Origin of the sequence: Sulfurospirillum cavolei (assembly GCF_001548055.1) — a bacterium.
GTDB lineage: Bacteria > Campylobacterota > Campylobacteria > Campylobacterales > Sulfurospirillaceae > Sulfurospirillum.
The window spans coordinates 1,848,175-1,874,067 of record NZ_AP014724.1 but is presented as its reverse complement, the minus strand read 5'-3'; the positions used below and the strand labels follow the sequence as shown (position 1 = coordinate 1,874,067).

25 protein-coding genes and 1 tRNA gene are annotated in these 25,893 nt (G+C 43.2%); 16 read left to right on the top strand and 10 right to left on the bottom strand.

Annotated elements, in window-relative coordinates; translation table 11 throughout:
- Nucleotide 1: 1 nt before the first annotated feature.
- From UCH003_RS09430 to UCH003_RS09420, 3 genes are all read right to left on the bottom strand, one after another.
- Entirely contained in the window at nt 2–2,182 is a 2,181-nt protein-coding gene (locus UCH003_RS09430) for a PAS domain S-box protein (protein ID WP_060826321.1), read from the bottom strand.
- Between the two features lie 134 nt (nt 2,183–2,316).
- Complete coding sequence (locus UCH003_RS09425) at nt 2,317–3,693, bottom strand: putative bifunctional diguanylate cyclase/phosphodiesterase (protein ID WP_060826320.1); 1,377 nt, start codon at nt 3,691–3,693, stop codon at nt 2,317–2,319.
- An 89-nt stretch (nt 3,694–3,782) separates the two neighbouring features.
- Complete coding sequence (locus UCH003_RS09420; protein ID WP_060826319.1) at nt 3,783–5,390, bottom strand: HAMP domain-containing methyl-accepting chemotaxis protein; 1,608 nt, start codon at nt 5,388–5,390, stop codon at nt 3,783–3,785.
- Nucleotides 5,391–5,645: 255 nt separating this feature from the next.
- On the opposite strand from UCH003_RS09420, the gene UCH003_RS09415 reads away from it, so the two are divergent.
- The gene (locus UCH003_RS09415; RefSeq protein ID WP_144441006.1) at nt 5,646–5,882 is read left to right on the top strand and encodes a helix-turn-helix domain-containing protein; all 237 of its coding nucleotides are present in this window, start codon (nt 5,646–5,648) and stop codon (nt 5,880–5,882) included.
- Between the two features lie 12 nt (nt 5,883–5,894).
- Here the strand turns inward: UCH003_RS09415 and UCH003_RS09410 are convergent, their stop codons facing one another.
- Nucleotides 5,895–6,605: a YebC/PmpR family DNA-binding transcriptional regulator gene (locus UCH003_RS09410; RefSeq protein WP_039675703.1), complete on the bottom strand. Its 711-nt coding sequence runs from the start codon at nt 6,603–6,605 to the stop codon at nt 5,895–5,897.
- A gap of 92 nt (nt 6,606–6,697) precedes the next feature.
- Here UCH003_RS09410 and UCH003_RS09405 point away from each other — a divergent pair, with 92 nt between their 5' ends.
- The 5 genes from UCH003_RS09405 (at nt 6,698) to UCH003_RS09385 (ending at nt 11,744) form a co-directional block, all read left to right on the top strand.
- Entirely contained in the window at nt 6,698–7,294 is a 597-nt protein-coding gene (locus UCH003_RS09405; protein ID WP_060826318.1) for a lactate utilization protein, read from the top strand.
- A 144-nt stretch (nt 7,295–7,438) separates the two neighbouring features.
- Nucleotides 7,439–8,377: a TAXI family TRAP transporter solute-binding subunit gene (locus UCH003_RS09400; RefSeq protein ID WP_039675707.1), complete on the top strand. Its 939-nt coding sequence runs from the start codon at nt 7,439–7,441 to the stop codon at nt 8,375–8,377.
- A gap of 23 nt (nt 8,378–8,400) precedes the next feature.
- Nucleotides 8,401–10,509: a TRAP transporter permease gene (locus UCH003_RS09395; RefSeq protein WP_197653509.1), complete on the top strand. Its 2,109-nt coding sequence runs from the start codon at nt 8,401–8,403 to the stop codon at nt 10,507–10,509.
- Nucleotides 10,506–10,883: a DUF1850 domain-containing protein gene (locus tag UCH003_RS09390; protein ID WP_060826316.1), complete on the top strand. Its 378-nt coding sequence runs from the start codon at nt 10,506–10,508 to the stop codon at nt 10,881–10,883. The genes UCH003_RS09395 and UCH003_RS09390 overlap by 4 nt, the downstream gene beginning before the upstream one ends.
- A gap of 30 nt (nt 10,884–10,913) precedes the next feature.
- The gene (locus tag UCH003_RS09385; RefSeq protein ID WP_231964767.1) at nt 10,914–11,744 is read left to right on the top strand and encodes a YitT family protein; all 831 of its coding nucleotides are present in this window, start codon (nt 10,914–10,916) and stop codon (nt 11,742–11,744) included.
- On the opposite strand, the gene UCH003_RS09380 is transcribed toward UCH003_RS09385, so the two are convergent.
- From UCH003_RS09380 to groES, 3 genes are all read right to left on the bottom strand, one after another.
- Nucleotides 11,741–12,517 carry a hypothetical protein gene (locus UCH003_RS09380; protein WP_060826314.1) on the bottom strand — a complete coding sequence of 259 codons (777 nt, stop codon included), beginning with the start codon at nt 12,515–12,517 and terminating at the stop codon, nt 11,741–11,743. The genes UCH003_RS09385 and UCH003_RS09380 overlap by 4 nt on opposite strands.
- Nucleotides 12,518–12,580: 63 nt before the next feature.
- Nucleotides 12,581–14,212, bottom strand: coding sequence for a chaperonin GroEL (gene groL, locus UCH003_RS09375; protein ID WP_060826313.1), 1,632 nt, complete (start codon nt 14,210–14,212; stop codon nt 12,581–12,583).
- A 41-nt stretch (nt 14,213–14,253) separates the two neighbouring features.
- Nucleotides 14,254–14,520 (bottom strand): co-chaperone GroES, encoded by a 267-nt coding sequence (groES, locus tag UCH003_RS09370; RefSeq protein ID WP_041963813.1) that lies wholly within the window; start codon nt 14,518–14,520, stop codon nt 14,254–14,256.
- Nucleotides 14,521–14,730: 210 nt separating this feature from the next.
- On the opposite strand from groES, the gene UCH003_RS09365 reads away from it, so the two are divergent.
- Nucleotides 14,731–14,807 (top strand) — tRNA-Met (locus UCH003_RS09365).
- A gap of 268 nt (nt 14,808–15,075) precedes the next feature.
- Nucleotides 15,076–15,843 (top strand): hypothetical protein, encoded by a 768-nt coding sequence (locus tag UCH003_RS09360; protein ID WP_060826312.1) that lies wholly within the window; start codon nt 15,076–15,078, stop codon nt 15,841–15,843.
- A gap of 318 nt (nt 15,844–16,161) precedes the next feature.
- Here the strand turns inward: UCH003_RS09360 and UCH003_RS09355 are convergent, their stop codons facing one another.
- Nucleotides 16,162–18,021, bottom strand: a complete 1,860-nt coding sequence (locus UCH003_RS09355) for a sensor domain-containing diguanylate cyclase (protein ID WP_060826311.1) — start codon at nt 18,019–18,021, stop codon at nt 16,162–16,164.
- 611 nt (nt 18,022–18,632) lie between these two features.
- Between UCH003_RS09355 and UCH003_RS09350 the strand changes: the two genes are divergently transcribed.
- Nucleotides 18,633–18,932 carry a hypothetical protein gene (locus UCH003_RS09350; RefSeq protein ID WP_039675736.1) on the top strand — a complete coding sequence of 100 codons (300 nt, stop codon included), beginning with the start codon at nt 18,633–18,635 and terminating at the stop codon, nt 18,930–18,932.
- Between the two features lie 110 nt (nt 18,933–19,042).
- Here the strand turns inward: UCH003_RS09350 and UCH003_RS09345 are convergent, their stop codons facing one another.
- Together UCH003_RS09345 and UCH003_RS09340 are read right to left on the bottom strand one after the other, a co-directional pair.
- Nucleotides 19,043–19,300 carry a hypothetical protein gene (locus UCH003_RS09345; protein ID WP_060826310.1) on the bottom strand — a complete coding sequence of 86 codons (258 nt, stop codon included), beginning with the start codon at nt 19,298–19,300 and terminating at the stop codon, nt 19,043–19,045.
- A 4-nt stretch (nt 19,301–19,304) separates the two neighbouring features.
- Nucleotides 19,305–19,865: a ParA family protein gene (locus UCH003_RS09340; protein ID WP_039675739.1), complete on the bottom strand. Its 561-nt coding sequence runs from the start codon at nt 19,863–19,865 to the stop codon at nt 19,305–19,307.
- A 187-nt stretch (nt 19,866–20,052) separates the two neighbouring features.
- Between UCH003_RS09340 and UCH003_RS09335 the strand changes: the two genes are divergently transcribed.
- The 7 genes from UCH003_RS09335 to UCH003_RS09305 all read left to right on the top strand — a co-directional run bounded on the left by UCH003_RS09335 (nt 20,053) and on the right by UCH003_RS09305 (nt 25,893).
- On the top strand, nt 20,053–20,382 hold the full coding sequence (locus UCH003_RS09335) for a hypothetical protein (RefSeq protein ID WP_060826309.1): 330 nt from the start codon (nt 20,053–20,055) through the stop codon (nt 20,380–20,382).
- 28 nt (nt 20,383–20,410) lie between these two features.
- Complete coding sequence (locus UCH003_RS09330) at nt 20,411–21,517, top strand: WG repeat-containing protein (protein WP_060826308.1); 1,107 nt, start codon at nt 20,411–20,413, stop codon at nt 21,515–21,517.
- Between the two features lie 187 nt (nt 21,518–21,704).
- A complete protein-coding gene (locus UCH003_RS09325) occupies nt 21,705–23,048 on the top strand; it encodes a hypothetical protein (protein ID WP_060826307.1) in 1,344 nt (447 codons plus the stop codon).
- Complete coding sequence (locus UCH003_RS09320; RefSeq protein ID WP_060826306.1) at nt 23,045–23,404, top strand: hypothetical protein; 360 nt, start codon at nt 23,045–23,047, stop codon at nt 23,402–23,404. The genes UCH003_RS09325 and UCH003_RS09320 overlap by 4 nt, the downstream gene beginning before the upstream one ends.
- Nucleotides 23,397–24,368, top strand: coding sequence for a tetratricopeptide repeat protein (locus tag UCH003_RS09315; RefSeq protein WP_060826305.1), 972 nt, complete (start codon nt 23,397–23,399; stop codon nt 24,366–24,368). Before UCH003_RS09320 ends, UCH003_RS09315 begins: the two co-directional genes overlap by 8 nt.
- Complete coding sequence (locus UCH003_RS09310) at nt 24,353–25,312, top strand: ATP-binding protein (protein ID WP_060826304.1); 960 nt, start codon at nt 24,353–24,355, stop codon at nt 25,310–25,312. The genes UCH003_RS09315 and UCH003_RS09310 overlap by 16 nt, the downstream gene beginning before the upstream one ends.
- Nucleotides 25,312–25,893, top strand: coding sequence for a hypothetical protein (locus UCH003_RS09305; RefSeq protein WP_060826303.1), 582 nt, complete (start codon nt 25,312–25,314; stop codon nt 25,891–25,893). The genes UCH003_RS09310 and UCH003_RS09305 overlap by 1 nt, the downstream gene beginning before the upstream one ends.

Genomic DNA, 25,893 nt, shown 5'->3' with positions numbered 1-25,893 from the left:
ATTACGGATTGAGTGCGTCTTTGAAATGGTTGCGGATGGTTAAAAATTCTTCTTTTGCGGCTAAGAACATATCGACCAAGTTCGGATCGAAATGCGTGCCTCTTTCTTTTTCAAAAAACGCAAAAACGTCGGCGTCTTCCCAGGCTTTTTTATAGCAGCGATCGTGACTGAGCGCGTCGAAAACATCGGCGATCGCAACGATTCGCGCGTAAAGGTGAATCGTTTCGCCGCTGAGTCCTAAGGGGTATCCCGTGCCGTCGTACTTCTCGTGGTGTTCTTTGGCGATAATCGCCGAAGCTTGTAAAATAGGACGTTTGGAGTGTTGTAAAACGGCATAACCGAGCATGGCGTGCGTTTTCATAATCTCCCATTCTTCGTCCGTTAATTTTCCGGGTTTATGCAAAATCGCATCGGGGATACCGACTTTGCCGATGTCGTGCATGGGCGAAGCCATGGCGATTTTGTTGGCTTCTTGTGCGTCCAGTCCGTATTTGAGTGCCAAAAGACGTGAATACTCGGCAACGCGTCGGACATGGTTTCCCGTCTCTTGGCTTCGGCTCTCCGCAATTTCGCCCATATGGTAGATGATCTCTTGTTGCGTCGACTCGATCTCTTCGTGAAGTTTGATAATCTCGCTAATATCGTTACGGACGGACATAAATTCGGTGATTTTGCCTTGTTTGTCTTTGATAGGCACAACCGTGGCTTTGACCCAATAAAGCGAGCCGTCTTTGCGTTTGTTTTTTAAAACGCCTCTCCAAATGTGCCCCGATTGGATCGTCTCCCATAGCTGCTTGACGACGAGCGGATCGATGTCGTCTGCATACATAGCACTAAAACTCTGCTCGATGACCTCTTCTTTCGCGTAACCGGAAAGCTCGCAAAAGCGTTTATTGACAAATAAGATTTTTCCTTCGGTATCGACGCGCGTGAGACTATTGCTTTCGTCGATGACGGTTTCGTATTGTTTGGAAAGGTGAAACGCTTCGTCAAGATCGGAGTCGGAGCGTTGGAGTGCTCGGCTTAGGCTCTCTTTCACAAGGTGCAGTTGGGTGACGTCATGGCGAATCGCGATCACTTCGTCGATCTGCCCTTTGCGCGTGATAATAGGGTAAATAAACGCATGAACCCAATACGCGGAGCCGTCTTTTTTACGATTTTTTAAAATCCCTTTCCACATGTTGCCGCTTAAGATCGTTGTCCAAAGGTCTTGAAAAACCGATGCGGGCGTGTCGGGATGACGAACGATGCGATGCGACCGTCCGATGAGTTCGTCGGCACGATAGCCCGAAATATCGCAAAACTGCTCGTTCACGTACGTAATGATACCGTGCGGGTCCGTTTTGGAGACGATCATACTTTTGTCGATCACGTTTTTGTACTCTTGAAGCAAGCGACCTTCGCGTTGTTGCACGTTTTGAATGCGTTGTCTCTCGAGCCAAAAGTCGATTCTCTCTCCTAGCATTTCGCCTAAAAGCGGTTTGACGAAAAATTCGTTGGCACCGTTTTGGATCAACGCGTGAAGCAACGCCGAATCGTACGCTTGCGTCACGATAAAAATCGGCGTTTGCGGCTCAGCGTAAGCGGCGCGCACTTGGCGTAAACGCTCAACATTCGCAGTATCGTACACATCGAGTTCGAGAAGGATCAGATCGATCGGCGCGAAAGAGAACGCTTCTTCTTGGCTTTGAGCAACAAAAAGGCGGTAATTTCTTACATGTAAGAGTGTCCGAACGTGTTGAACCGTTGATTCGAGCTCGCCGATCCAAAGAAGACGCGCACGGGGCTCTTGGTCACACGATTGAGCGAGTGCGTCGATCTTACGGACAATGTGAGCGATCGGATCGGACTTGGAAAGAAAGGCTAAAACACCGTAACGATCCCATGTGTGTGAGCGGTTGGGATCATGATCGATCGAATAGACGATCATTTTAAGTTTCGGATCGAGGATCGAGAGATTTTGCAAGATCATCTCGCCTTCGCCGTCGCGTAAATGAAGATCGAGTACGATCACGTCGAACGTTTGGACGCTGAGCAGTTCGACGGCTTGGTAGAGCGTTTTGGCAAGCGTCACGCGATAGTTTAAGGCACAAAGGTTTTTTTGCAGGACGTTTGAAAATACAAGCGAGCTTTCAAGAATAAGCATCGATGTTTTGCGAGTCTCTTGCGTATTTTCAATCATCGTCAATCTCTTTTATTCGAGGAATCGTGTTGTAAAGCTCTTTACTTCTTCCAAACACCGCACGCCTTTTGGCAAGGGTCTTTTGTCGGAAGTTTATTATACAAAATCACGATGAATTTTAAAACCCTTAACGATCAAAACGAGCCAATCGAAGCTATGGAGCAGGGTTTGTGAAACAAATACCCTTGAAAAGAGCGACAGCCCAAGTTCTTTAACGCTTGGAATTGCGCTTGCGTTTCGATTCCTTCCGCGACGATTGCAAGGTTGAAGCGTTTGCCTAAGGTTAAAATCGTCTCGATAATCGTTCGATCGACGGGACTTGAAAGCATCCTTCGAACAAAACTCTTATCGATTTTGAGTTCGTCTACTTTGAGTCGCCTTAAATACGAAAGCGAAGAAAACCCCGTACCGAAATCGTCGATCGAAAGCAAGATGCCGAGGCGTTTAAGTTCGAAGATTTTTCGCAGGGCTTTTTTCGCATCTTGAATCAAAAGACTTTCGGTCAGTTCAAAACAGATTTTACGAGGATCGCAGGCGATGCGTTTGAGCAAAGCGCACACGGAAGGGAGAAAACTCTCATGCTCAAACTGCTTCGTGCTGATATTGATCGAGAGTCGCCACGTATGTTTGTCCGGATCGTTTTCCCACGCCTTGAGTTGGCGCATCGCATGTTCTAAAATCCAATGCCCTAAAGGAATGATGAGTCCGCTCTCTTCGGCAAGAGGAATAAAACGGTTCGGCGCAACCGTTCCGATATGCGGATGGTGCCATCGAATCAAGGCTTCCGCACCGTAAATGCGCGGCGCATTCTCACATGTCAGCGTTGTTTGCGTTTGGTAAAAAAGCTCCATCTGATCGTTTTCCACGGCAAAAAGCAGTTGTTCCAAAAAAACGGCCTTGCTCTCTAAATGCGTTTGAAAGTCGCTTTGAAAAAAGCGAATCGTATTTTTTCCTTCCTCTTTGGCGCGAAAAAGTGCGCTATCGGCATACTGAAAGAGATGCTCGGCAGAATACGATCGGTTTTTAAAGACGATTATCCCGATACTCGCACTCAGTCGAAAGCTCTTATGATCGATGGTTATGGCAGAAGAAACGACATAGGACAATTTTTTTGCTAAAAAAAGTGCGGCGTCTTTGGCGTGAGATTCTTCGTGAAAAGGCGTTTCGTATAACACGCTAAATTCATCGCCGCCTGAACGGTAAAGATCTCCTTGCGTGCCCAAAAGATGTTGGAATCGCGATGCAAGCTCGATTAAAATACGATCGCCCGTTATATGCCCTTGCGTATGATTGATTGTTCGAAAACGGTCCAAATCCAAAATCAGCAAAGCTTGGTATTGAGGGCGTGCGGGTGCGCTTTCGATGCGCATAAGGGCTTCGTGCAAAGCGATACGATTGGCTAAATGCGTTAAAGGGTCTATGCGATACCATAGCCTGTTCCTCGCGGGCTGATGCAAGCAAGGCTTCATTTTCCACGACACAATAGCTCTTCTTAAAACGTTACGGTACATTCTCACTTCTTTTCATAAAGTAATGTTTTTGGCTTATCGACGGAAGTGACATGTAAAGAGTTCTCTCTTTACATGTCGTTTTTAAAAACTTACTGAAACTGCCCCAGCTTAGCATTGAGATTTTCCGCTAACTTGGAGAGATGATCCGCCGCAGAGGCGATCTCTTCGACGCTTCTGGCGTTTTCACTCGTAATCGCATTGATATTGGTAACAAGATCAACGATCTTATCGGTATCTTTAGCAATCTTATGAGAATTATCGGCACTCACACTTACCGATGCTACGCTTTCGTTCATGACCGAGGTCGTAGAGATAATGGTATTTTCGACATTGGTTGAAACCGAAGCTAGATGACGAATGTTTTGAGCATTTTTACTCATCTTATCCGAAGAGTTAACGATGGATTGAACGATGACGTTAATCGTTGCGTTAATCTCGGTTAAAGACGATTGGGTACGTTCGGCAAGTTTACGGACTTCATCGGCAACCACCGCAAAGCCTCGTCCGTGTTCTCCTGCTCGGGCAGCTTCAATCGCGGCATTGAGTGCAAGCAAATTGGTTTGATCGGCAATATCGGAGATGACGGTTAAGATCTCTTTGACCTGTTCGGCATCTTTACTCATCTGTTCCAATTGTCCGGCAAGTGCACTTTCGGCTTCACTGGCAAGTTCGACTTCGTTTTTCAGTTGAATCACTTCATTTTTGGCGGCTTCGAGTTTATTGCCTGCAAGAGCGATACTTTGTTTCATCGATTCGGAGAGGATCGCCGTTTCTTGAACAAATTTTTTAATCGATACGATCTCTTCAATCGTATTGTTAACGATCACGGTACTGTTTTCGGCGTTTCTACCGATTTGCATACTGGTGGTGGAGAGTTCATGCGAAACCGAAGCGTTTTCGCTAGAAGAGCGTTTGACGTCTTCAATAATATGCTCTAAGGTATCTACCAGCGTATTAAAGCTATTGACGATCTCTTGGATCTCATTCTTTTTACCGTAATGGATACGAAACTTCAACTCTTTTTTTTGAACGAATCCACTGATACTATCTCGTATCAGATGCACTCCTTGCATCACGTTATTTCGGATCATCACGCCTAAGACAATCACGCTCAAGGCTACGATTAGGGAAAGTCCTATCATCATCGACGAGGCGCTGTTCTTAGCTTCTACCGCCATCTTTGCGTCGCTTTCGGCGAGGTGTTGGTTATAATCCATATGTTCTTCAAAGAGTTTAGCCAATTGCGCCGTCGATGCACGATTAACATAAACGATCGCTTTGGCTTCATCGTTTTTATCTTCGTCGGAAAGCTTAAAGACTTGATCCGTCATTGCAAGAAACGAGAACAAAAGCTCCTGTTCTTTTTTGTAAAATTCGCGATCTTTATCGTCGGAGAGTAAAACACTGTATTTTTTATAGTGGAGGTCAAAAGAAGTTTTATATTCTTTAAATTTGGTTTCTAACGCTTTTAATTCGCCTTTATCGTGCGACGATATATGCTCCCATATCGTAATACGCATAGCGTTAAAATCTTGCGACATATCTCCCATTAATAAAACGCTCGGTAAGGAGTTCACGTTACATGTATTGGTCTTTTCGTACACCTGTTCCATCTTTGTCATTCCGATGCTAAAGACGGCGATAATTCCAAAAATAGCAATGCCGAGCATTGTTATCAACTGTTTTCCGATACTCATAAGGCAAACTCCTTTTACGATTGATCTTTGTTAAAATATATGCTTAAAAAATGACGATAAAATTCTTATACTATAAAGGATTCAATATGTTCACACGAATATGAAAAATATTAAGAAAATAAAACTGTGACAGTGTAAGACGAAAAGGAAAATAACGCAATGCCCTATAGGACGTTGCGGTAAAGGAGCTATCAAAGTAAACTTACGTAAATTTTATCTTTGACATGTAGCAATGTTGTGAAAGATGATAAAATCATGTCCAAGAACGATATAGAATACGCCCATGAAAGGATTCGTAGCAATATTAGAAAATTGCGCGAAAAGAAAGGTAAAAGCCAGCTCGAAATGGCTTTAGCGATTGGACATACTTCCGCCGCATTTTATGCAAAGGCAGAATGTGGAATTCAAAATAAAAAATTTAACATTGAGCATCTTTGTAAAATTGCTAAAGTGTTGGATGTTGATATTTGCGAGTTTTTCGAGGGTCTTTAAATCCCTCGAAAATTAGCCCAGATTGGTATAGACGGCTTGAACGTCGTCGTCTTCTTCGATACGCTCGATGATTTTTTCAATATCGGGCATTTGCTCCTCGCTAGGATTGATCGGCGTGTTGGCGATACGCTCTAAAGTCGCTTTGGTCAGTGCGATACCCAAACGCTCAAATGCGGCATTTAAGCTTCCGAAATTCGTATAGTCCGCATAGACGAGCACGACGCCGTCTTCTTCTTCGATCTCTTCCAAACCCGCATCGATGAGTTCTAATTCGAGTTCTTCCAAATCCATCGTCGCGGTTTTGGCAAATTCAAAAACGGCTTTTCGCGAAAACATAAATTCCAGTGAACCGTTGTTGAGCATCTCCCCGCCCGCTTTTTTAAACGCGCTTTTAATGTTAGCGACGGTACGCGTATTATTGTCGGTTGCACATTCGACGAAAAAAAGCGACCCGTGAGGTCCTTTACCCTCGTACGTCGTTTCCGACAAGCTTTGCGCATCTTTACCGAGTGCGCGTTTAATTGCGGCATCGATATTGTCTTTGGGCATATTCTCCGCTTTCGCATTTAAGATCGCGGCTCTGAGTTTGGGGTTCATATCCGGATCGCCGCCGCCTTCTTTTGCGGCAATCATAATCATACGACCCAGACGCGGAAATATACGGGACATATTGCCCCATCGCTTTAATTTTGCGGCTTTTCGGTACTCAAACGCTCTTCCCATAGGGGTATATTCCTTCTTTGATAAAGTGTCAATTTTCTAATTATACCTTTTTAAAAATAAGAGTATGATTTGATAAAAACAAGGAAGCTTTTATGGAAGCGTTAAAAAAAATTTATCGAAAGCACGGGTTCGAGTTGGTCGTCGTACCCAACAAAGAAGCGGCGTTGCATGCGTCGATGAGCTTCATCCAACCGCACATGCGTATTGGATTTGGAGGTTCGCAAAGCGTCAAAGAGATCGGATTGTACGATTATGTTACTTCTCGTAAAGACCTGACGCTTTTTAATCAATACGAAGCGGGCATTAGCATGGAAGAAAATGTCAACCGCCGTCGCCAAGGTTTACTCTCCGACCTATACCTTTGCGGCACGAACGCACTTACCAAAGACGGCATCTTGGTCAATGCCGACGGTAGCGGAAATCGTGTTGCCGCGCAGATTTTTGGGCCTAAAAAGGTGTTGATTATCGCCGGTATCAATAAACTCGTCGAAAACGTCGAAGCGGGATTTAAGCGTATTCGCGACGTCGCTAGCCCAAAAAATATCGAACGTATGAATGCGATAGCACTTAGCTTGGGCAAAGAACCGCGTTATACGATCAACAATATCGGTAAAAAATTCACGTATACCACCGGAGACGAAGAGGGGCGAACGACGATTATTCTCGTTGAAGAGCCGCTTGGCTATTAGACGTAAAATGCTTCGCACGGAAACACTTTACATGTAAAGCGGTAAAGGCGTAACGTTTTTAGATTTTCCAAGGATTTTTTGATTAAAGTTAAAGATGTACGAAGTATCGTCAACGTCTACGACATTTATTCTAAGGAGTCCTCGATGAAAAAAACGCTTTTAGCGACGAGCGCGGCGGTTTGCCTTGCAACGGCACTTTCCGCGGCAGAGTTTATTAATGTGTTAACCGGTGGAACCAGCGGTATCTATTATCCTTTGGGCGTTGCGCTTTCGCAGATGTACGCTAAAGCGATTCCCGATTCCAAAACGGCGGTTCAAGCGACCAAAGCAAGCGTGGAAAATCTCAATTTATTGCAAGCCGGACGCGGCGAAGTGGCGATCTCTTTGGGCGATTCGTTTTCGGACGCATACAAAGGCGATGCGGATGCCGGATTTAAAGCACCTTTGGACAAACTTCGCACCGTGTCGGCGTTGTATCCCAATTACATTCACTTTGTAGCCGCCGCGGATTCGGGAATCAAATCGTTTGCGGATATTAAAGGCAAGCGTATCTCCGTCGGAGCACCCAAATCGGGAACGGCACTCAACTCTAAAAAGATTTTAGAAGCGGCGGGCATCAAATATGAAGACTTCTCAAAAGTCGAATATCTTTCGTATGCCGAGTCGGTCGAGTTGATGAAAAACCGCCAACTTGACGTCACGCTTCTCTCCTCAGGTGCGGGCGTTGCGGCACTGCGTGATTTGGCAACCTCTCAAAAGGTCGTTTTCCTAACGATTCCCGCCGAAATCGTCCAAAAAATCAACGATCCGGCATACCAAGTCGGTATTATTCCCGCCAATACGTATGAGGGGCAAACCAGTGACGTGAGCACGATTTCCGTTCAAAACTTTTTGGTAACGCATTCGGGTGTTTCCGAAAAAACGGTCTACACGATGACGAAAACGATGTTTGAAAACTTGGATCAAATGGTTGCCGCACATGCCGCCGCCAAAGGCATTTCGCTGGAAAATGCCGCCAAAAATCCTCCGGCTCCGATTCATCCGGGTGCATTGAAGTATTATAAAGAAAAAGGGCTTCTCTAAGAAGTACGATCGAAGGCTCTTTGATGAGCCTTCTTATTTTGATTTACGATAAGGAAAAGAGAATGTCTGTTTTAATGCATGAAGAGAACCGTGAGGAAGAATCCGACTTCGAAGAGCACGGACACCAACGCCGACTCGTCGGTTGGGCGGCGTCTTTAGTCGTGTTCGGGGCGCTGGCGTTTTCGGCGTATCAGATTAGCGTTGCGGCGTTTCACCCCTTTTCGAGTCTGGTGATTCGCGCCTTACATGTCAGTTTTTTGATGTTTTTAATTTTTATGCTTTATCCGATGAACGCCAAAGGACGAAGCGAGCAAAGTATCCCTTGGTACGATGTTTTGCTCTCTTTACTCGGATTTGGCGTCGGGTTTTACCACTTGATCTTCGAAGCCGATTTGATCGAGCGATCCGGCGATCCGACGAATGCCGATCTAATCGTAGCGACGTTGGCGTCCGTTTTGGTCTTTGAAGCCGCGCGTCGCGTAGTCGGTTGGGCGTTGACTTTTGTGTGTGCCGCTTTTCTGGCGTACGGCTTTTTGGGGCAATACTTGCCGCTCTCGATTGCGCATCGCGGTTTTGGATTTGACCAAATCGTAGGGCAGCTTTATCTCGGAAGCGACGGTATCTTGGGAACGCCGACCTTAGTTTCTGCAACGTATATCTTTTTGTTTATTTTATTCGGAACGTTTTTGGAACATGCGGGGATGATTCGTCTTTTTAACGCTTTAGCACTTGGACTCGTCGGGCGCGCGCAAGGCGGTCCCGCAAAAGTCGCGGTTATCTCTTCGGGCTTAATGGGAACGATCTCGGGTTCGGGAGTCGCCAACGTTTTAACCGTTGGACAGTTCACGATACCGTTGATGAAACGTTTCGGTTACAGCTCTGTTTTTGCAGGTGCGGTGGAAGCGACATCGTCGATGGGCGGGCAGATTATGCCTCCGGTTATGGGTGCGGTGGCGTTCATTATGGCGGAGACGCTCAACGTTCCATATGCCGACATCGTGATGGCGGCGATTATTCCTGCGATGTTGTACTACGTCACGGCGTTTTGGATGGTACACTTGGAAGCGGGTAGGCTCAAACTCTTAGGCATTCCCGCCGATCAATGCCCCAATCCGTGGAAAGAGCTCAAAGCAAGTTGGCATTTGGCACTTCCTTTGGCGGCGTTGGTGTACATGTTGTTTCACGGTTTTACGCCGATGTTCGCGGGTATGATGGGCTTAACGTTGACGGCGGTATTGATTTTGGGTGCGGCGATTGCGGTGCGTATTTCCCAAAAGGCACTTCGCTACGTTTTTTGGTTTTCGCTAGGGCTAGGTGCGGCTTCGTTTATCGAATGGGGCATTGTGCCGGTTTTAGGTGTGATCGGTGTTCTTGTGGTATTTAACTTTTTCGTGCAAGGCGGGAAAGAGACGCTTTTAACGATGAAAAAAGCGTTGATAGACGGTGCCAAACAAGCTTTGGGCGTTGGCATCGCATGTGCGATCGTCGGCGTGATTATCGGTGTATTGACGCTTACCGGAGCGGCGTCTAACTTTGCGGGATTTATCTTAGAAGTCGGTCAAACGAGCCTTTTCCTTTCGCTCTTGTTAACGATGGTCGCATGTTTAATTTTGGGGATGGGTATTCCCACGATTCCCAATTACATTATTACCAGTTCCATTGCCGCACCGGCACTTCTAAAACTCGGCGTACCGTTGATCGTCAGTCATATGTTCGTTTTTTATTTCGGTATTATGGCGGATTTGACGCCGCCTGTTGCGTTAGCGGCGTTTGCCGCCGCGTCGATTGCCAAAGCCTCGGCGATGAAGATCGGCTTTAAAGCGACGCAAATCGCCATTGCCGGTTTTGTCGTTCCGTTTATGTCGGTCTACGATCCTTCGTTGATGTTGCAAGGCGATCCGACATGGACGGTGGTTGTTTATGTCGTCATGAAGGCACTTTTGGCGATTTTCTTATGGGGATGTGCGGCGATTGGTTATTTATGGACGCCCTTAAAGGTCATCGAACGTGTCTGTGCCGCCGGTATCGCCGTTTTATTGGTGGCGGCATTGCCGATCACGGATGAAATGGGTTTTACTTTGGGAACGCTTTTTGTCGTTTGGAATCTTTGGAGACGTTATAAAGCGCAATGACGGCTTTGTGCATTAGCGCGGGGGTTGCTTCGATTACGTTGTACGTCAATAGCTTTACCCTTGCGTGGATGCATTCGGTCGAGAAAATCCGTTGGGAAGAACAATGGACGATCCACGACAATGCCTTACATGTCGTTCTCGCAAGCGTACGCGGAAGCGGTGCGGGAATGGAGCCGCCTCTTGATGCGCACTTTCTAAACGGGGCTTGGCAGTATACGCCTCATATTCCGCCTTTACAGACCTTGCGTTTAGCGCATTCGCCCTTTACGCAAGGTTATGAACTCTGCTTTGGGGGCGAATGTTATGCGCTTAGTGCGCTAATGTCCGAACTGCTGACGTTGGACACTATGGTACTTGAAGCGTGCGAACGCTAAAATACCGCACTTTTTATGTGAGGTATTGCTTTGAAATCGGAACTTAAAAATTACGGCTATATTGTTTTAGGCTCGCTCTTTTTGGCGTACGGCGTCGTCTCTTTGTTTATTCCCAATGCGTTGGTAACGGGCGGAACTTCAGGTATGGCACTTTTGGGTCACTATCTTTTTAACTTCCCCGTCGGCGTTTTAATGGTCGCGATTAACGCACCTTTATTGCTTTTAGGAACAAAATATTTCGGAAAACATTTTACGCTTCGTAGCATTGTCGCGATCGGATTTACCTCTTTGTGCATCGATACGATGGCGGCTTTGGGTTTTCAAGCCTTAAGTCGCGACGTCATTTTAGCGGCGATTTTCGGCGGAATCGCCGTCGGTATCGGATTGGGTTTGATCTTTAGCGGTCATGCGTCTGCGGGCGGATCGACCATTCTTGCCAAAATCGTTGCGGCAAAAACGACGCTCAAAGCCTCGACGGTGATGCTCATCATCGATATGTGCATTATCGTTTCCATCGCTTTTATCGCTAAAAATATCGATTTGGCGTTGTGGAGTTTGGTGAGTATTTATATTACCGCTAAGAGCGTCGATATGTTTTTAACGCGCGGACCTTCAAAAAAAGTCGTCCATATCGTTTCGACAAAAATCGAAGCACTGTGCGAAGCGATCGTCGAACATCTGGGCAAAAACGGTACGATCGTCCACGGGGAGGGTATTTTTGAGAACGAATCCAAGCGTATGATCTTTTTGGTCGTCGAAAACGCGCGTATTCCACGCTTAAAAGAGCTCATTCAAACCATCGATAAAGAAGCGTTTATGGTTGTTATGGAAGCTTCGGAACTCTTGGGTCGCGGGCACTAAAACGATTTTTTGATCTGAATGCTCATCTGATTGTTTTGCTTGTCGATACCCGTTTTATCATACGAAACGCCTAAATTAAGCCCCTTTGAGAGTTCATTGAGTTTAAAATCGGTATAAACACCCGTGTAAGAGAGCATCGTTTGTTCGTGCGTCGTCAAAACGTAGCGAGAGCCTAAAACGACGTTACTTCGCAAAGCGTAATTGACGTCGAAGGCATACGCTTCGGTATTGGGCATGTAATTGTTCGAGCTTAAGACCGAAGAGGTCGGCAAAAGGTGGTCTTTGCCCTCAAGATCGCTTGAAGCGCTTCGCATACCGTTCATCACTTGCGAATAGGCAACGTAACTGCTCAATGCGTCTAAATTGACTTGCGCTTTCATACCGAACGCATTGGTCGTTTCGACGCTTTTTTCGGACAAACTTTGGCGGTACGTGTCGGCATAGTAGTTCGCGCTCAATTTGTAATGAAAAAAATCCGTCGCGTTTTGATAGCGTGCTTCGGTATAGTAAATCGTATTGTCGTTACTGTTATCGTAGGTTTTTTGTGCAAAGGATTGCGTCGCCATTTCGAGTTTGATGCCGTCTCGCGGTGCAGTTTGATACCGAAAAAAGACTTTTTGGTTTCGAGAACTCGAAAAGGGGATCTCCTCTTCATCGTTTTCATAGTAATTGGCGGTGATTTTATGGGTCAAATTGCCGTCTAAAAGAGCATCGACTAAAGCTTCAAACGCGAATAAAGTGCAGGGTAAAAGAAAAAGAAGTAAATGTTTCATGAAATCACAATGAAAAGCAAAGCCGCCGAAGCGGCTTTACATGTTAAGCATAGGCAGAATGCATTACATCATTCCGCCCATGCCTCCCATACCGCTCATATCCGGCATTGCGGGGGCTTTTTCTTCTTTAATGTTGGTAATCGTAGCTTCCGTGGTTAAAAGAAGGCTTGCTACTGAAACGGCATTTTGAAGGGCGATTCTCGATACTTTAACCGGATCGACGATACCGGCTTCAAACATGTCGACGTATTCGCCGCTTGCCGCGTTAAAGCCGTAATTGGCTTTGGTGCTTGTTAAAACGTTGTGTGCAACGACGCCCGCATCAAAACCCGCATTTTCGGCAATTTGTTGAAGCGGAGCTTTGAGTGCTCGTGTTACGATCTCGGCACCGATTGCTTCGTCGCCGCTGAGAGAAAGCGAAACTTTGGCATTCGCAAGGATGAAAGCGGAACCGCCGCCGACAACGATACCTTCTTCGACCGCCGCTTTGGTTGCGGAAAGTGCATCGTCCACGCGATCTTTTTTCTCTTTCATTTCGGTTTCGGTTGCCGCACCTACTTTAATGACCGCAACGCCGCCGCTAAGTTTGGCAAGTCTTTCTTGAAGTTTTTCTCTGTCGTAGTCGCTGCTGGTTTCTGCGATTTGTGCTTTGATTTGTGCAACGCGTCCGTCGATACGTGCTTTTTCGCCGTTACCGTTGACGATAGTTGTATTGTCTTTGTCGATAACGATGCGAGCGGCTTGACCGAGGTCTGCAAGCGTTGCGCTCTCTAACGTACGACCGAGTTCTTCGCTCACGACTTCGCCACCGCTGATGATCGCGATATCTTCAAGCATTGCTTTTCTTCGATCGCCAAAGCCCGGAGCTTTTACCGCCGCAATGTTTAAAACGCCTCTGAGTTTGTTGACAACAAGGGTTGCCAATGCTTCGCCGTCGATGTCTTCGGCAATGATAAGAAGCGGTTTACCGGTTTTTTGAACTTGCTCAAGAACCGGAAGAAGGTCTTTGAGGTTGGAGATTTTTTTGTCGAACAATAAAATAAAAGGATGCTCTAAAATCGTTTGCATTTTTTCAGGGTTGGTTACAAAGTACGGAGAGAGGTAACCGCGATCAAATTGCATACCTTCAACGACGTCAAGTTCGTCTTGGATACCTTTGGCTTCTTCAACGGTGATAACGCCGTCTTTACCGACTTTTTCCATCGCTTCAGCGATCAATCCGCCGATAACGGTATCGGAGTTAGCGGAAATCGTTGCTACTTGTGCGATCTCTTTTTTATCTTTTACGGCTTTTGCCATTTTTTTAAGTTCTGCGATGATCGCTTCGGCCGCTTTGTCCATACCGCGTTTAACTTCAACGGGGTTTGCGCCTGCGGTGATGTTTCTAAGACCTTCTTTGAAAATAGCGTGTGCTAAAACGGTTGCCGTTGTTGTACCGTCACCCGCTTGATCGGCTGTTTTAGACGCGACTTCTTTCACGAGTTGCGCACCCATATTTTCAACGGTCTCTTTAAGCTCAATCTCTTTTGCAACGGATACGCCGTCTTTAGTGATACTTGGAGCACCAAAACTTTTTTGAATCAAGACGTTGCGACCGCGTGGTCCCATCGTTACTTTTACCGCATCGTTTAATTTTTTAACGCCTTCGTAAAGGGCATTTCTTGCGCTGTCTGCAAATTGAATCTCTTTTGCCATTCGTGTTTCCTTATAATATGTTCGTGTGGTAGATTAATAAATTAGAGTACGCCGAGAATATCGTCGATATTCATCACTAAATAGGTCTTTGCATCAAGCGTTAATTCCGTTCCGGCATATTTTCCGAAGACGACTTTATCGCCGACTGAAACAAGTCCTTTGTCTTCAATTTTTGGACTGACTGCTCTAACAATACCGCTGAGAGGTTTTTCTTTGGCATTGTCAGGAATGATAATACCTGTCGCTGTAGTCGTAGCTTCTTCGACTCTTTCGAGAAGTACGCGTTTTCCAAGTGGTTTGAAAGTCATGTTTTTCGTCCTTTTGACTGAAATTTTAGCACTCTTTTATTTAGAGTGACAGAATTTTACACAAAACAACGTAAAATGTCAAGCAAAAAACCCTAAAACTTTAGTCTTATATACTCAATGTTTTTTAGTTTTTTTTGAACGGTCGTTTTCTATTTAAAATTAACCGAAATATAAGTTTCTAAGCTATATAATTGCGTCTCTTTATTAGGTGTCAAGGTAGCTCAGCTGGTTAGAGCGCTGGTCTCATAAGCCGGAGGTCGAGAGTTCAAGTCTCTCTCTTGACACCACTTCCAAATACTCTAAAATCCGTTATCGTAGTAGTCCAAATCACGTTTTTGATACTTTCGCCGTTAAAATAATGTGACGAAAGTTAGGCTTAAAAATTCCTAGCAGAAACTTTTTTCTATTCTTGCTTCTCAACGCAAAGCATGGTTTGTAGCGTTTATTTATCAACGGTTTACCAATTTTCCCTATACTGGGTATACCCCATTTATTTGATCTGTTTTTATCACGTAAGGCTCTTTTGCGTAGAAAGAGCCTTCAAGGTCATAACCTATGAAAATTCTCTCGATTTTAGGCGCCGGTTGGTTGGGCTTGGAACTTGCTCAAACACTTAAAGATCGCTATAGTATCAAGCTTGCTGCTCGAAATGAAGAAGCCAAGCATAGGCATAGGGACTTAGGTTTTGAGTCTTACGTTTTAACGGAAAATAGGTATGAAAACCTTGATGCATTACTGTCGTGTGAGTATCTTTTTATCAACTATCCGCCATCCAAATTTAATGATTTTCTCCCATTTCTGACCAAACTCTCGGAACATCCCTCCTTTTTAAACGTTGAAAAAATATTTTTCGTGAGTTCGACTTCTCTTTACCCCAAAGCTTCCGGTATTTATGATGAAAAGAGTGAGATAACTTCAGCATCAAATCCCGTATATTTTGAAGCAGAAAAGCATCTTCAGAAAAAAGTACATGTTATCTTCCGATGTGCCGGATTAATGGGCGGCGATCGCATTGCTAGCAAATATGTTTCGAACACGCTTGTGACGGACGGAAAGAGTCGCGTCAATCATGTTCATCGAACCGATGTGATTCGGGCGGTGATCTTTGCGATGGAGCATGATATTCAAGGTATTTTCAATCTCTGCGCGCCCATGCATCCTACCAAAGAGGAACTTTACGTCTATCAGTGTGAGCAATGTCGGTTCGTACCTCCTTCTTTTAGCGACAAGGTAGCTTCCACACAACGTATAATCGACGGCAGAAAGCTTGAAGACCTCGGCTTTGCATGCTTGAATAAAAATCCAATGGAATTTATTGATTAATATCGTGAAACGCCAGAGGCGAGAGCTAAGAGGGTAACTTTCTTACATGTAAGAAATCAGATGGACTCCAAACGGAAAAAAGTGGGCAAAAAACAAGGGAGTGTTTGCTAAAATAAGCCTGACATGTAAGGCATCAACCAAGAGGTAAAGAGGGTAAATCACAAGAGAAAAGAGTCAGAAAAGCTCTAAAAGTTAAAAGTTTTGCTCTGACCCCTTTTTATGTTCAACTGTAATTGTGTTCAAACTTGTCAAAAGTTTTTAGATGGTTTGAATAGTCTCTTTTGACCATTGATAGTAGCACTATAATTGTTAAAAAAATTATCCTACGACTACACGATTTCGACCATTATGTTTTGCTTGATAAAGTGCTTTATCAGCACGTGAAAATAACTCTTTAACTGTATTTTCACCTTCAAATTCTGCGACACCTATACTGATAGTCATATTTTTAATATCATTAAAGAGAGTATTTTCTACACAAGCTCTTAACTTTTCAGCAAGTAAAGCTGTTTGATTATTATCTGTCTCAGGACAAATAATTAAAAACTCTTCACCACCATAACGTCCAAGAATATCACTTTTCCGTAAATTATCAGTTAATATTTTTGCTAAAGTCTGTAATGTAGAATCACCAACAGGATGACCGTATGTATCATTTATATTTTTAAAATGATCAATATCAAGGATCATAAATGATAAAGGTTGATGATAACGTTTTGCTCTATTGAGTTCACTTTCCATGTATTCATCAAGTTTTCTTCGATTATAAATTCCCGTAAGTTTATCTATTTCAGATAAGCGCTCAACTTCTTTCTTAGCTGTTATATCATTACCAATAGCCATATAAGAAATAATTCTATTATTCTCATCTTTCATAGGAATAATGTTTTGTTCCAAATAATACGTATTTCCATCTTTACTAAGATTTTTTAATTCACCTTGCCAGTTTTTTCCAGCTTCAATTGTTTCCCAAAGCTCTGAATATAAATTATTTGAAGTCTCAGAATGACGGATAATATTCATTTTTTGACCTATTAATTCTTTTTTTGAATAACCATATCTTTTTGCAAACGCTGTACTGACAGATGTAATAACACTATTTGTTTTTGTTGTAGCTGTAATGACATAGTTGTCAATAATATCCGCAAACTTTCTTAATTCCTGATTTGCTAAAAGCAAAGATTTTTGAAGTTTCGATGGAGCAATTGAAGCAAAAAATGCTAAAGGGATACTAACTAAAATACTAAGTAAAATTATTAAAATACTCGTTTTGATATTAGATGAAAATAATGTACTCTGATAGGCAATTTTTGGTTTTAAAATCAAGATAGCTTTATCTTCATTATCTAATATATCATTTAACTGAAAACTATAAAAAGTCTCACCTTTATTTTCCCCTGCAAGTATCTTTTCTGCTTCTAATGGGAATTCATCATACAATCTAATACTAGAATTTGTATACCGTGACCATGAATATTCATCATTTGGATGTGTAATAAAATAACCATCTTTATCAATAATAAAATGATCAAAACTTGTTGATTTTTTTAAGCCACTAATCATTTCAGATGCAAGTAAATTAACAATAACCATGCCAACAAATTTATTATCTTTTATAATAGGTTGAGCTACTCTAAATGTTGGTTTATAAGGAACTTCTATTTTCCCATTTTCAATATTAAGATCAATACGGGAGTGCCATATTTTTGCTTCTTTCATATGACTTACAATTTGAAAATAATCTCTTTGACTTTTATCTTGTAAACTTGATTCTTCAACTATAAAAGGCTTGTCATATTTATTTTTTCTATCAACTCGAATTATTTCTTTTCCTTCTTCACTAATAAATCGAGCTTGCATAATAAAATTATTTGACATAGAAATTGCATAAAAAACATTCGTTAAATTATTTCTTTTTTGCTTATCAGGCGATGTAATATACTCTTCCAATGAGGTATTAGTAGACAATGCTTTAACTATTTCATCAAATTTTTCTATATCTGGTTTTAAATAATCAAATTTTTTTATTAATCCAACTTCTTGTGAAGCTTTATCAATATTTTTTTTGATATCAATAAGATTCATGTTATAACCAACAAAAGAACCAAAAAATGCAACCAAAATACCAAAAATTACAAAATATGTAAAAAACATGAATTTAAAATTTTTATTTGTCATATACAAACCTAATTTTTTGTATTATTGTACCTTTTAAAATATTTAGTGTCACTATAGTGCCATAATCATAGGCTAAACTTGTGTAAAACTAAGGGGTCAGGTCTAACCTTTTAACTTTCTTTACATGTCAATCTTTTTCGAACTAAAAACCTTTACATGTAAAGAATCAAAGGGTGGCGTGTGCTGAAATAAAGAGGGGCAATGAAGTGAAATAAATTGGTTACAAAGGAATCCAAAAGCTTTACATGTAAGAAAACACAAAAGACCGCAATGCGTAAATGATCGAGCATTCAAGGAGACGAGGGCGCTAGCCTTCTGCGAACATCTTTGTAAAACTTCCTGAAAATCAACCTGTTTTGAGAGTCGGGTGTCTTCACACCAAAGACGTTTTATGATGCACTTTGATGCATGCGTAGCTTCAATGTTTACGATCTCTAAAGATTATTTATGATAGTCTTAAAAAATATTTGCCGACACTCGTCCTTCTAACCCAATCGTTGGTTTATCCCATGTACATGTCAGACATTAAGAAGGGCGAAGATGCCAAATTGAGGAAGGATAGACAAGGGTCTTGACGATCTTTGAAATCCGCTTTGAAGGAAAACGCTAAGATGGTGAGTGCATTGTCCGCATTAATGCAAGAAAAATTCAATGCTTTAAAAGAGTATCGCATTATCGAGTATAAAAAATACCCTTGGTATGATCCCGTCACGAAAAAGATTAGCAGTATGGGACGTTGGGCGTATCCTAACGTCAAAACGAAGTCTACGCCGGACGGGACGGTTAAACTGGAGTGGGAGATCGACGCTCAAACGGTCAAAGCACTGGAGCGTCGAGGGCTGATCAAGCCCATCGATTTTGGCGTAGACGCGAGAGGAAAAATCCCCATTCGTTACGAGATTTGCGAGTAAAAAGAGTCTTCAAAGGTCAAGAGGCGCGACTTGACATGTAACGCTAAGGCGGATTTTTTATACGATAAAAAACGGTTTAATAGTGTTATAAAACCGTTTTTTTACGGTTATCATTGTTCCGATTTGCCCATTCTCATCGCTGCCATTTTGATAAATTTCCCGACACTCATACCGTAGCTATCTGCCGCCGATTGGACGATGGCGAGTTCGCTCGGGCTAAAATAGACGGCGTAGCGATTTTCCTTGGCGTGTTCGCTCGGCGGTTTTTTTGGGCGTCCTCCTTTTTTGCGTTCGCTTTCGGCAAAGGTTGACGTGGACGTTGTTTTGGCTTTTCCGAGGATAGAATCGATGGATTTTTTTTCTGCCATAACGCTATTCTCCTTTGAAGAGTTCAAGAAGCGATCGGTATTGTTGATAAACCGTTTTATAAGCACATTTGGACAGCGGCGTTTCGTGGTACAGCTCAGAGAGACTCAAACCGGTTTCAATACTGTTCTTAAATGCTTTTGACAATCGCAGTTCAAAAAACTCCAAATTATCAAAATGAGCCGATATGGCATCTTTGACCGCTTGAAAGTCGCTCTCTTTTTCCGTTTTGGTCACAAGGATGAAAAGGCGGTTGTTCAAGGCTTGTATCTCTTCGATCGTTTCGACGGTTCGTAAAATGGAATTATAATCCGTCGATGTCGGAATCAGTACCGCATCGCTGACTTTTAAGATCGGTAAAACGCCGGTCGTGACGAACCCTCCAAAATCGTAAACGCAATTCTCGATAATCTCCGGAGTCGGAGATATTTTCGCCATTTCCGGATAGATGGATTCGATGACGGAATTATCGTTGGATTGGAGATAATACCCTAAGTCTTTCGCGAGCGAAAAAGCAATCGGCGTTTTGCCGACGCCGCCTTTTTTGTTGATAACCGATAAAATCATATTTAACCCTTTAATAACGCTATTTAATGAGTATATTATAGTTAAATATACTCTAATTTTCAAGAGAAGCGGTGTGCCATACGATGAGACTAAGAACACGTCGAAGGTAAGTGTTTGTCCAAAATATAACGCAAGACATAACGAAAATAACGTATACTTTTAAAAATAAACGCAAGAGGAGCGCGTGATGATTGTTTGGAAAGGTTGGGGTATCTTGGCTATAGTGATTGCTATAGTATGTTCCGTGGCGATGCAACTTCTATGCGATGCCGTGTTTGGGTCAGGGTACTATCGAAGTTCACGTTGGGCGATGCCTTTGGCATTGTTTTTGGCATCGGGGATTATCTTCTTTGTCGGGCAAAAACTCAACCGTAAACCGGGGAAGGTGGTCATCGACAAAGAGACCAACGAAGAGTATATCTTAAAAAGTACGCACTCTTTGTTTTGGATACCGCTTCAATACTGGGGTATCGTTACGGCGGTATTGGCAGTGTGGATGTATGCAGTAAGTCAGTAAAATAAAATACTCAAGAGGAAATAAACGAATGAAAAAATTGTTTCACTTAATGGTAGTAATAGCATTGCTCGGTAGTGCGTCTTTGATAGTTGCCGAAGAGTCTTTCCCCAAACCGCTTTGTTTGGATGGTACGTGTGTTTATGTCAACTCAAAAGGAGAGCCCGTATTTGGTGGAAAAATATTTTATTATGCGCATCATTTTTCACAAAATGGATTAGCCGCAGTAAGAGTTGAAAAATTCAGCAGCAAATATGGATTTATTAATGCGAAAGGAGAAGCAGCGACGCCTTTTACACTTGATGGTAAGTATGGCATGTATGATTTCGCGCTTAACGGTTTGGCAAAAATAAAACTCGAAGAGCGATATGGTTATATCGATAAAGATAGTTTCACTACCGGAAAATTGGCCATGAAAAGCAATTTTGAAGAAGCAAGCGATTTTGCACCGAACGGTTTGGCTTTAGTGAAAAAAATTGACAAGTACGGCTATATCAATGCGCAAGGGGAAATGGTCATTCCTGCGACATTTAGGTTTGCATATCCTTTTGCGGCGAACGGTTTAGCCGTTGTCGTCACAAATGACTCAAAATACGGTTATATCAATAGCAAAGGAGAAATGGTTATTCCCGCAAAATTCGATCATGCCGCCGATTTTGGTTCCAACGGATTGGCTGCCGTTCAAGTCAGAACATATGAATCAAAATACGGTTACATTAATACTAAAGGTGAAATGGTTATTCCCGCAAAATTCGATACGGCAGAAATGTTTACATCAAATGGATTAGCATGTGTTGGAATTGATGCCGTTGGAGACGGTGATAAACGGGACTATTTGTATGGATATGTGAATGAGCAGGGTAAAGTAATCATTCCAGCATCATTTAAATATGCTGGGCATTTTAAATCTAATGGTTTTGCGGAAGTGGAAGTGAATAATAAATGGGTATTTATCAACGCAAAAGGTGAAATAGTTACACAAGAAAAGTTCAATGACATTTTTAAGTTTTACCCTAATATTGCAAATGGCTTATATGAAGTTAAACGTAATGGTAAAGTAATACTAATAGATGCGACAGGAAAAGAGTATAGTTCCAAAGCGTATGAGATTTTAAAAAAAGAAGTGAATAAAAAATAATACACGCAATGATGACCTCTTACATGTAAAGGCAAATATGCACGAGGTCATCGGCGATTTTCGCGGGCATCTTTAAACTTTAAAAGCCTTTGATCTAAGCTACCGACGGATGCAACGCTTGTTTGGGTACGGGAAAGCTTAGCGCATACGGTGTCGAAACGAAAGACGTTATGAGCATGGAGCGCGTATGAGAGCTATGTTAGGGAGTATTTGTTTTTTGGCCGTATCGGCGTGGGCGCAAGAGAGCGTCGTAGCGACCGATCGTACGCTTCATCTTCAAAGCGACATCGAGGGACTACATGTCAGCATCGATGACAAACCTCGAGGAATAACGACGCAAGGAGGCATTTTAAAACTGGGCATAAAAGAGGATGTCGGTACGGGTGGTTTTGGGTTTCATAAATTGGTCGTATACAAAGAGATCAACGCGACGCATGAGTATTACGCAGAGCGGGAGTTTAAATATAAACCCTATGAGCCGATACGCATAAGCAAAGACACACTTCAACCCCGGCTTAAAAGAGCACTTCTTGCCAAACAAAACGGACTTTTACAAAGCGTGCAACTCAAGCACCGCCTCGCTTCAAAAATGGCAACGGATGAGCGTTTTATCTATGTCTTGAGTCAATCTCGCTCCAAAGTGTACAGCACGCAAAAGCGTGAGCCAAGCGATGCGGAATACTTAGAAATCTACGATAAAAAAACACTTGCTTTCGTTCATGAGATGCTTCTTAATGCTCAAGATTCAGACTCTTTCGATAGGGATATACTCTTGCACCAAGGCTATTTATACGTTGCCTCAAAAAACGGCAAAGTCCTCTTTTGGGAAACAAAAAAGCTTCTCACAGAAGCCCCCAAAGAGCTTGCAACGTCTGCAAAAGAGCTCAATCGCTTAAGAGGTTTTGGCGCGTACTTGTTTCGCTTCGGCAAAGGCGGCATTGTGGAAATCTATCACCATAACGTACATGTAAAGAGCCTCGATACAAAAAAACAGCGTTTCAAAGGCTATGAAACGCTGGAAGACAAACGCTTTGATCGTATTTTTGACGTGCTCTACACCGATAACACGCTTTTTGTTGCCAACGATTTGGGCGAAGTTCAAGTGTATGCGCTTGGCTCTTCGCCCAAGGAAAGCTCGTTTATCACAACCTTGCGAGATACGAATGTTCAAGATGCTTATGACGTGCTCGCTTTAGCGTTGTACGACAAGCAGACTTTAGCGGTTGGAACCGATAGACACGGACTCGTGTTGTACGATACGAAAACTTTGCATGCGCTTGCATCGTTGCCGAATATCCCAAAAAATAGGGTGTATCGCATACGTGTCTGGAACGATACCGTTTTGTTGACGCAAGAGCTGGATTCACCGCATCTGTATAGATATGATCTCAAACGCAAAAAAATAACGCACGATTTTCAAGGAGAAGCGAACGAGGTTATGGATTTTGAGATCAGCGACGAAAAGCTCTACACGCTCGACGACGGTCATGTGTATGTGTGGAATGTGAACCCAAAAGAAGAGGGCAAATGAAACGACATTATGTTTTAAAATTTCTCAGCATTGTTTTGTATTGCGGGTGGTTAGGGTTTCTATACGGCATGGTATTTTCGCTCTTGCTTCAAGACAAAGGTCTGAGTGTCTTGTGGCTCAAAAATGTCGTTACAATGCTGACCGTAGCATTGACGCTGTGGTTCGCGTATCGCTTCGAGATGCGTTACCATATGCCGACACAAAAATACGTCGTGATCGTACTCATCGCTCTTTTGGGCTTTTTAGGATGCGTTCAATACCCTCTTGCCTCGCCGCTTTGTTTTGCATTCTTTTTAGCTTCCATCGCATACAAATGCCCTAATTGCGTCGCATTTACAAGGATAAACCGTGAGTGACATCGCCAAACGACTGGACGTTTTGTACGAGCTGAAACGCTACGAAGAACTTTTACATGTCAGTATTCCTTTGTGTGCTTCCCATGATGAAGAGAGCATGAGTGCGTATCACTATACGGTTTTGGCGTTTATCGCGTTGGAGCGTTTGGATGAAGCACTTGAAGCCATCGCCCAAGCGTTGGAACAGTTTCCCTTAGAGGTGCATTTTCTTTATTTTCACGCGTTTGTTTTGTTTAAACAAGACCGTCTTAAAGAGGCATTGTCGTGTGTCAAAGAACTGCTTTTTCATGAGCCCAACCACGGTGCGTACCATCATCTTCATGCGCAGGTTTTGGTAGAACTTTCCCGTTATGTTGAAGCTAAACGCGCTATCGATAAAGCTTTGGCATTGGATGCGCACAATGTTGATTTTTTGCTCACCCTTGCCATCATTACGTATCATTTGGGCAATACGCCCATCGCGTGTGAAATCGTTACGGCTATCCTTGCGAGCGATCCGCATCATGCCGGAGCACTGCATCTGTACTCAATGCTGGGTACGTCTCATCTTTTTGAAAAAAGCAACGTTCTTCGCAAGATTTTAGTGCGTAACCCTTTCGACGGGGAGGGTAAAGAGAATTTGGAGAGTATCAAACGCTATTACGCACTTGCCCCTGCTTTGATGCTGGCTTTTTTGCTGTACGCCTTAGGCGAACACTTTGAAATGTGGGAAAAGAGTCCTCATACTTCAGGCGTCTTACTTCTTCTCTCCTTGTATGTTTGGCGCGATTGGCGCTTAAGTCTTCCGTTTTTTGTACTCTGTTTTGCTCTGCTGGGTAATGTGGCGTGGCATGAATGGTACGTCACGCTTTTGGGTGCGGCAATGTACTACGTTATGGGGCGTATCGGCGGGCAAATTTTAGGACTCATTTTTGCTAAAATAGAAGAAATAATCCATAAAGGGAAACGATGGATGAACCGTTAAAAAACAGAGTCAATGAGGAAGAGGCTGGCATGAGTGTGTTTGAGCCTTTACATGTAAAATACAAAATCACGTTTGATGCTATCGGCGGTTTGGAGGAGCTCAAAAAGCAAGCCTCTATGAAAATCATCCAACCCTTTAAAAATCCCGAATTGTTTAAGAAATTTAAAAAAAGTGCGGGCGGAGGCATTTTGCTTTACGGCGCACCCGGATGCGGAAAAAGCTACTTTGCGCGCGCCATCGCCGGAGAGTGCGGTGCCACATTTTACAACATCGGAATAGAGCAAATCTTAGATATGTACGTGGGAAACAGCGAAAAAAATATCAAAGCACTCTTTGAGACTGCTCGTACCCATCGCCCGTGCGTCATTTTCATCGACGAGATCGACGCGCTTGGACGAAAGAGAGAACTGCTTCGTCATACCAATATGACCTCTACCATCAACGCTTTTTTAGCCCAAATGGACGGAGTGGAAAGCGACAATGAAAACATCCTCATCATCGGCGCGACCAATGCACCGTGGGACGTGGACAGTGCTTTTAGGCGTACCGGACGGTTTGATAGAATCTTTTTTATCCCGCCGCCCGATGAAAAAGCACGTGAAGCTATTTTCAAACTTTACTTGCAAGAATTGCCGATAGAACCACTTGACTATAACGCTTTAGCCAAGATGAGCGTTGATTTTTCGGGGGCAGATATCAAAGGCGTGGTGGATAGGGTGAGTGAAGCGATCATCGAGGAAATTTTAGAAAGTGGCGAAGAGCTCACCATCGACCAAGATGCACTCAAAGAAGAGATACACCGTACCAAAGCAACGACGTTGGAGTGGTTTAGTGCCGCGAAAAATGTCGTCGAATACGCCAATGAAAACGGCATTTACGATGAATTAGCCCTTTACATGTCAGAAACGCTCGGCAAGAAACCTAAAAAAATGGGCTTTGTGTAATGACCTCACACGACTTTTTAAAACGTTATGTCATCAAACTACCCCACAATTTGGGAAAGCCTCTGTATATTCAGCCCATAGACGTTAAAAAACAATTTTTCAAAGAAATCATGACGCGCATAGGCGTGCTTGTTTTTTTACTTTTCGGCTCTTTTATAGCACTTGTGATGGCGTACAGCACGTGGCAAACGCACAATGTGTGGCATGGTATCATCGCTTTGTTTTTTAGCGGTTTCTTACTCGCAACGTTTATGTTGGTGCGTTCATTCTTACATGTAAGCCTTTATGCTATAGCAGACAAGGGTATCGCTCGCTATACGTTGCACGTCAACGGACGCGTCATTGATGCGGAGATATTTCACTTTTCGCCCTCTCAACGATGCGAAGTCAAAGAAGGCTATGTCGATTCCCACAGCCCTGTTTCCAAAAAAGGGTATAAAATAGAAGCGACGTGGTGTGAAGAAAATCGCCATGTTTTTACGATGGCGTATTTAAGAGGCGAAGAGCCCTTATGTGATAAAGAGGCCTTGGAAGAAGCCGTGAAAGCCTTTCAGATGTATACCTATACGCATAAGGCGTGA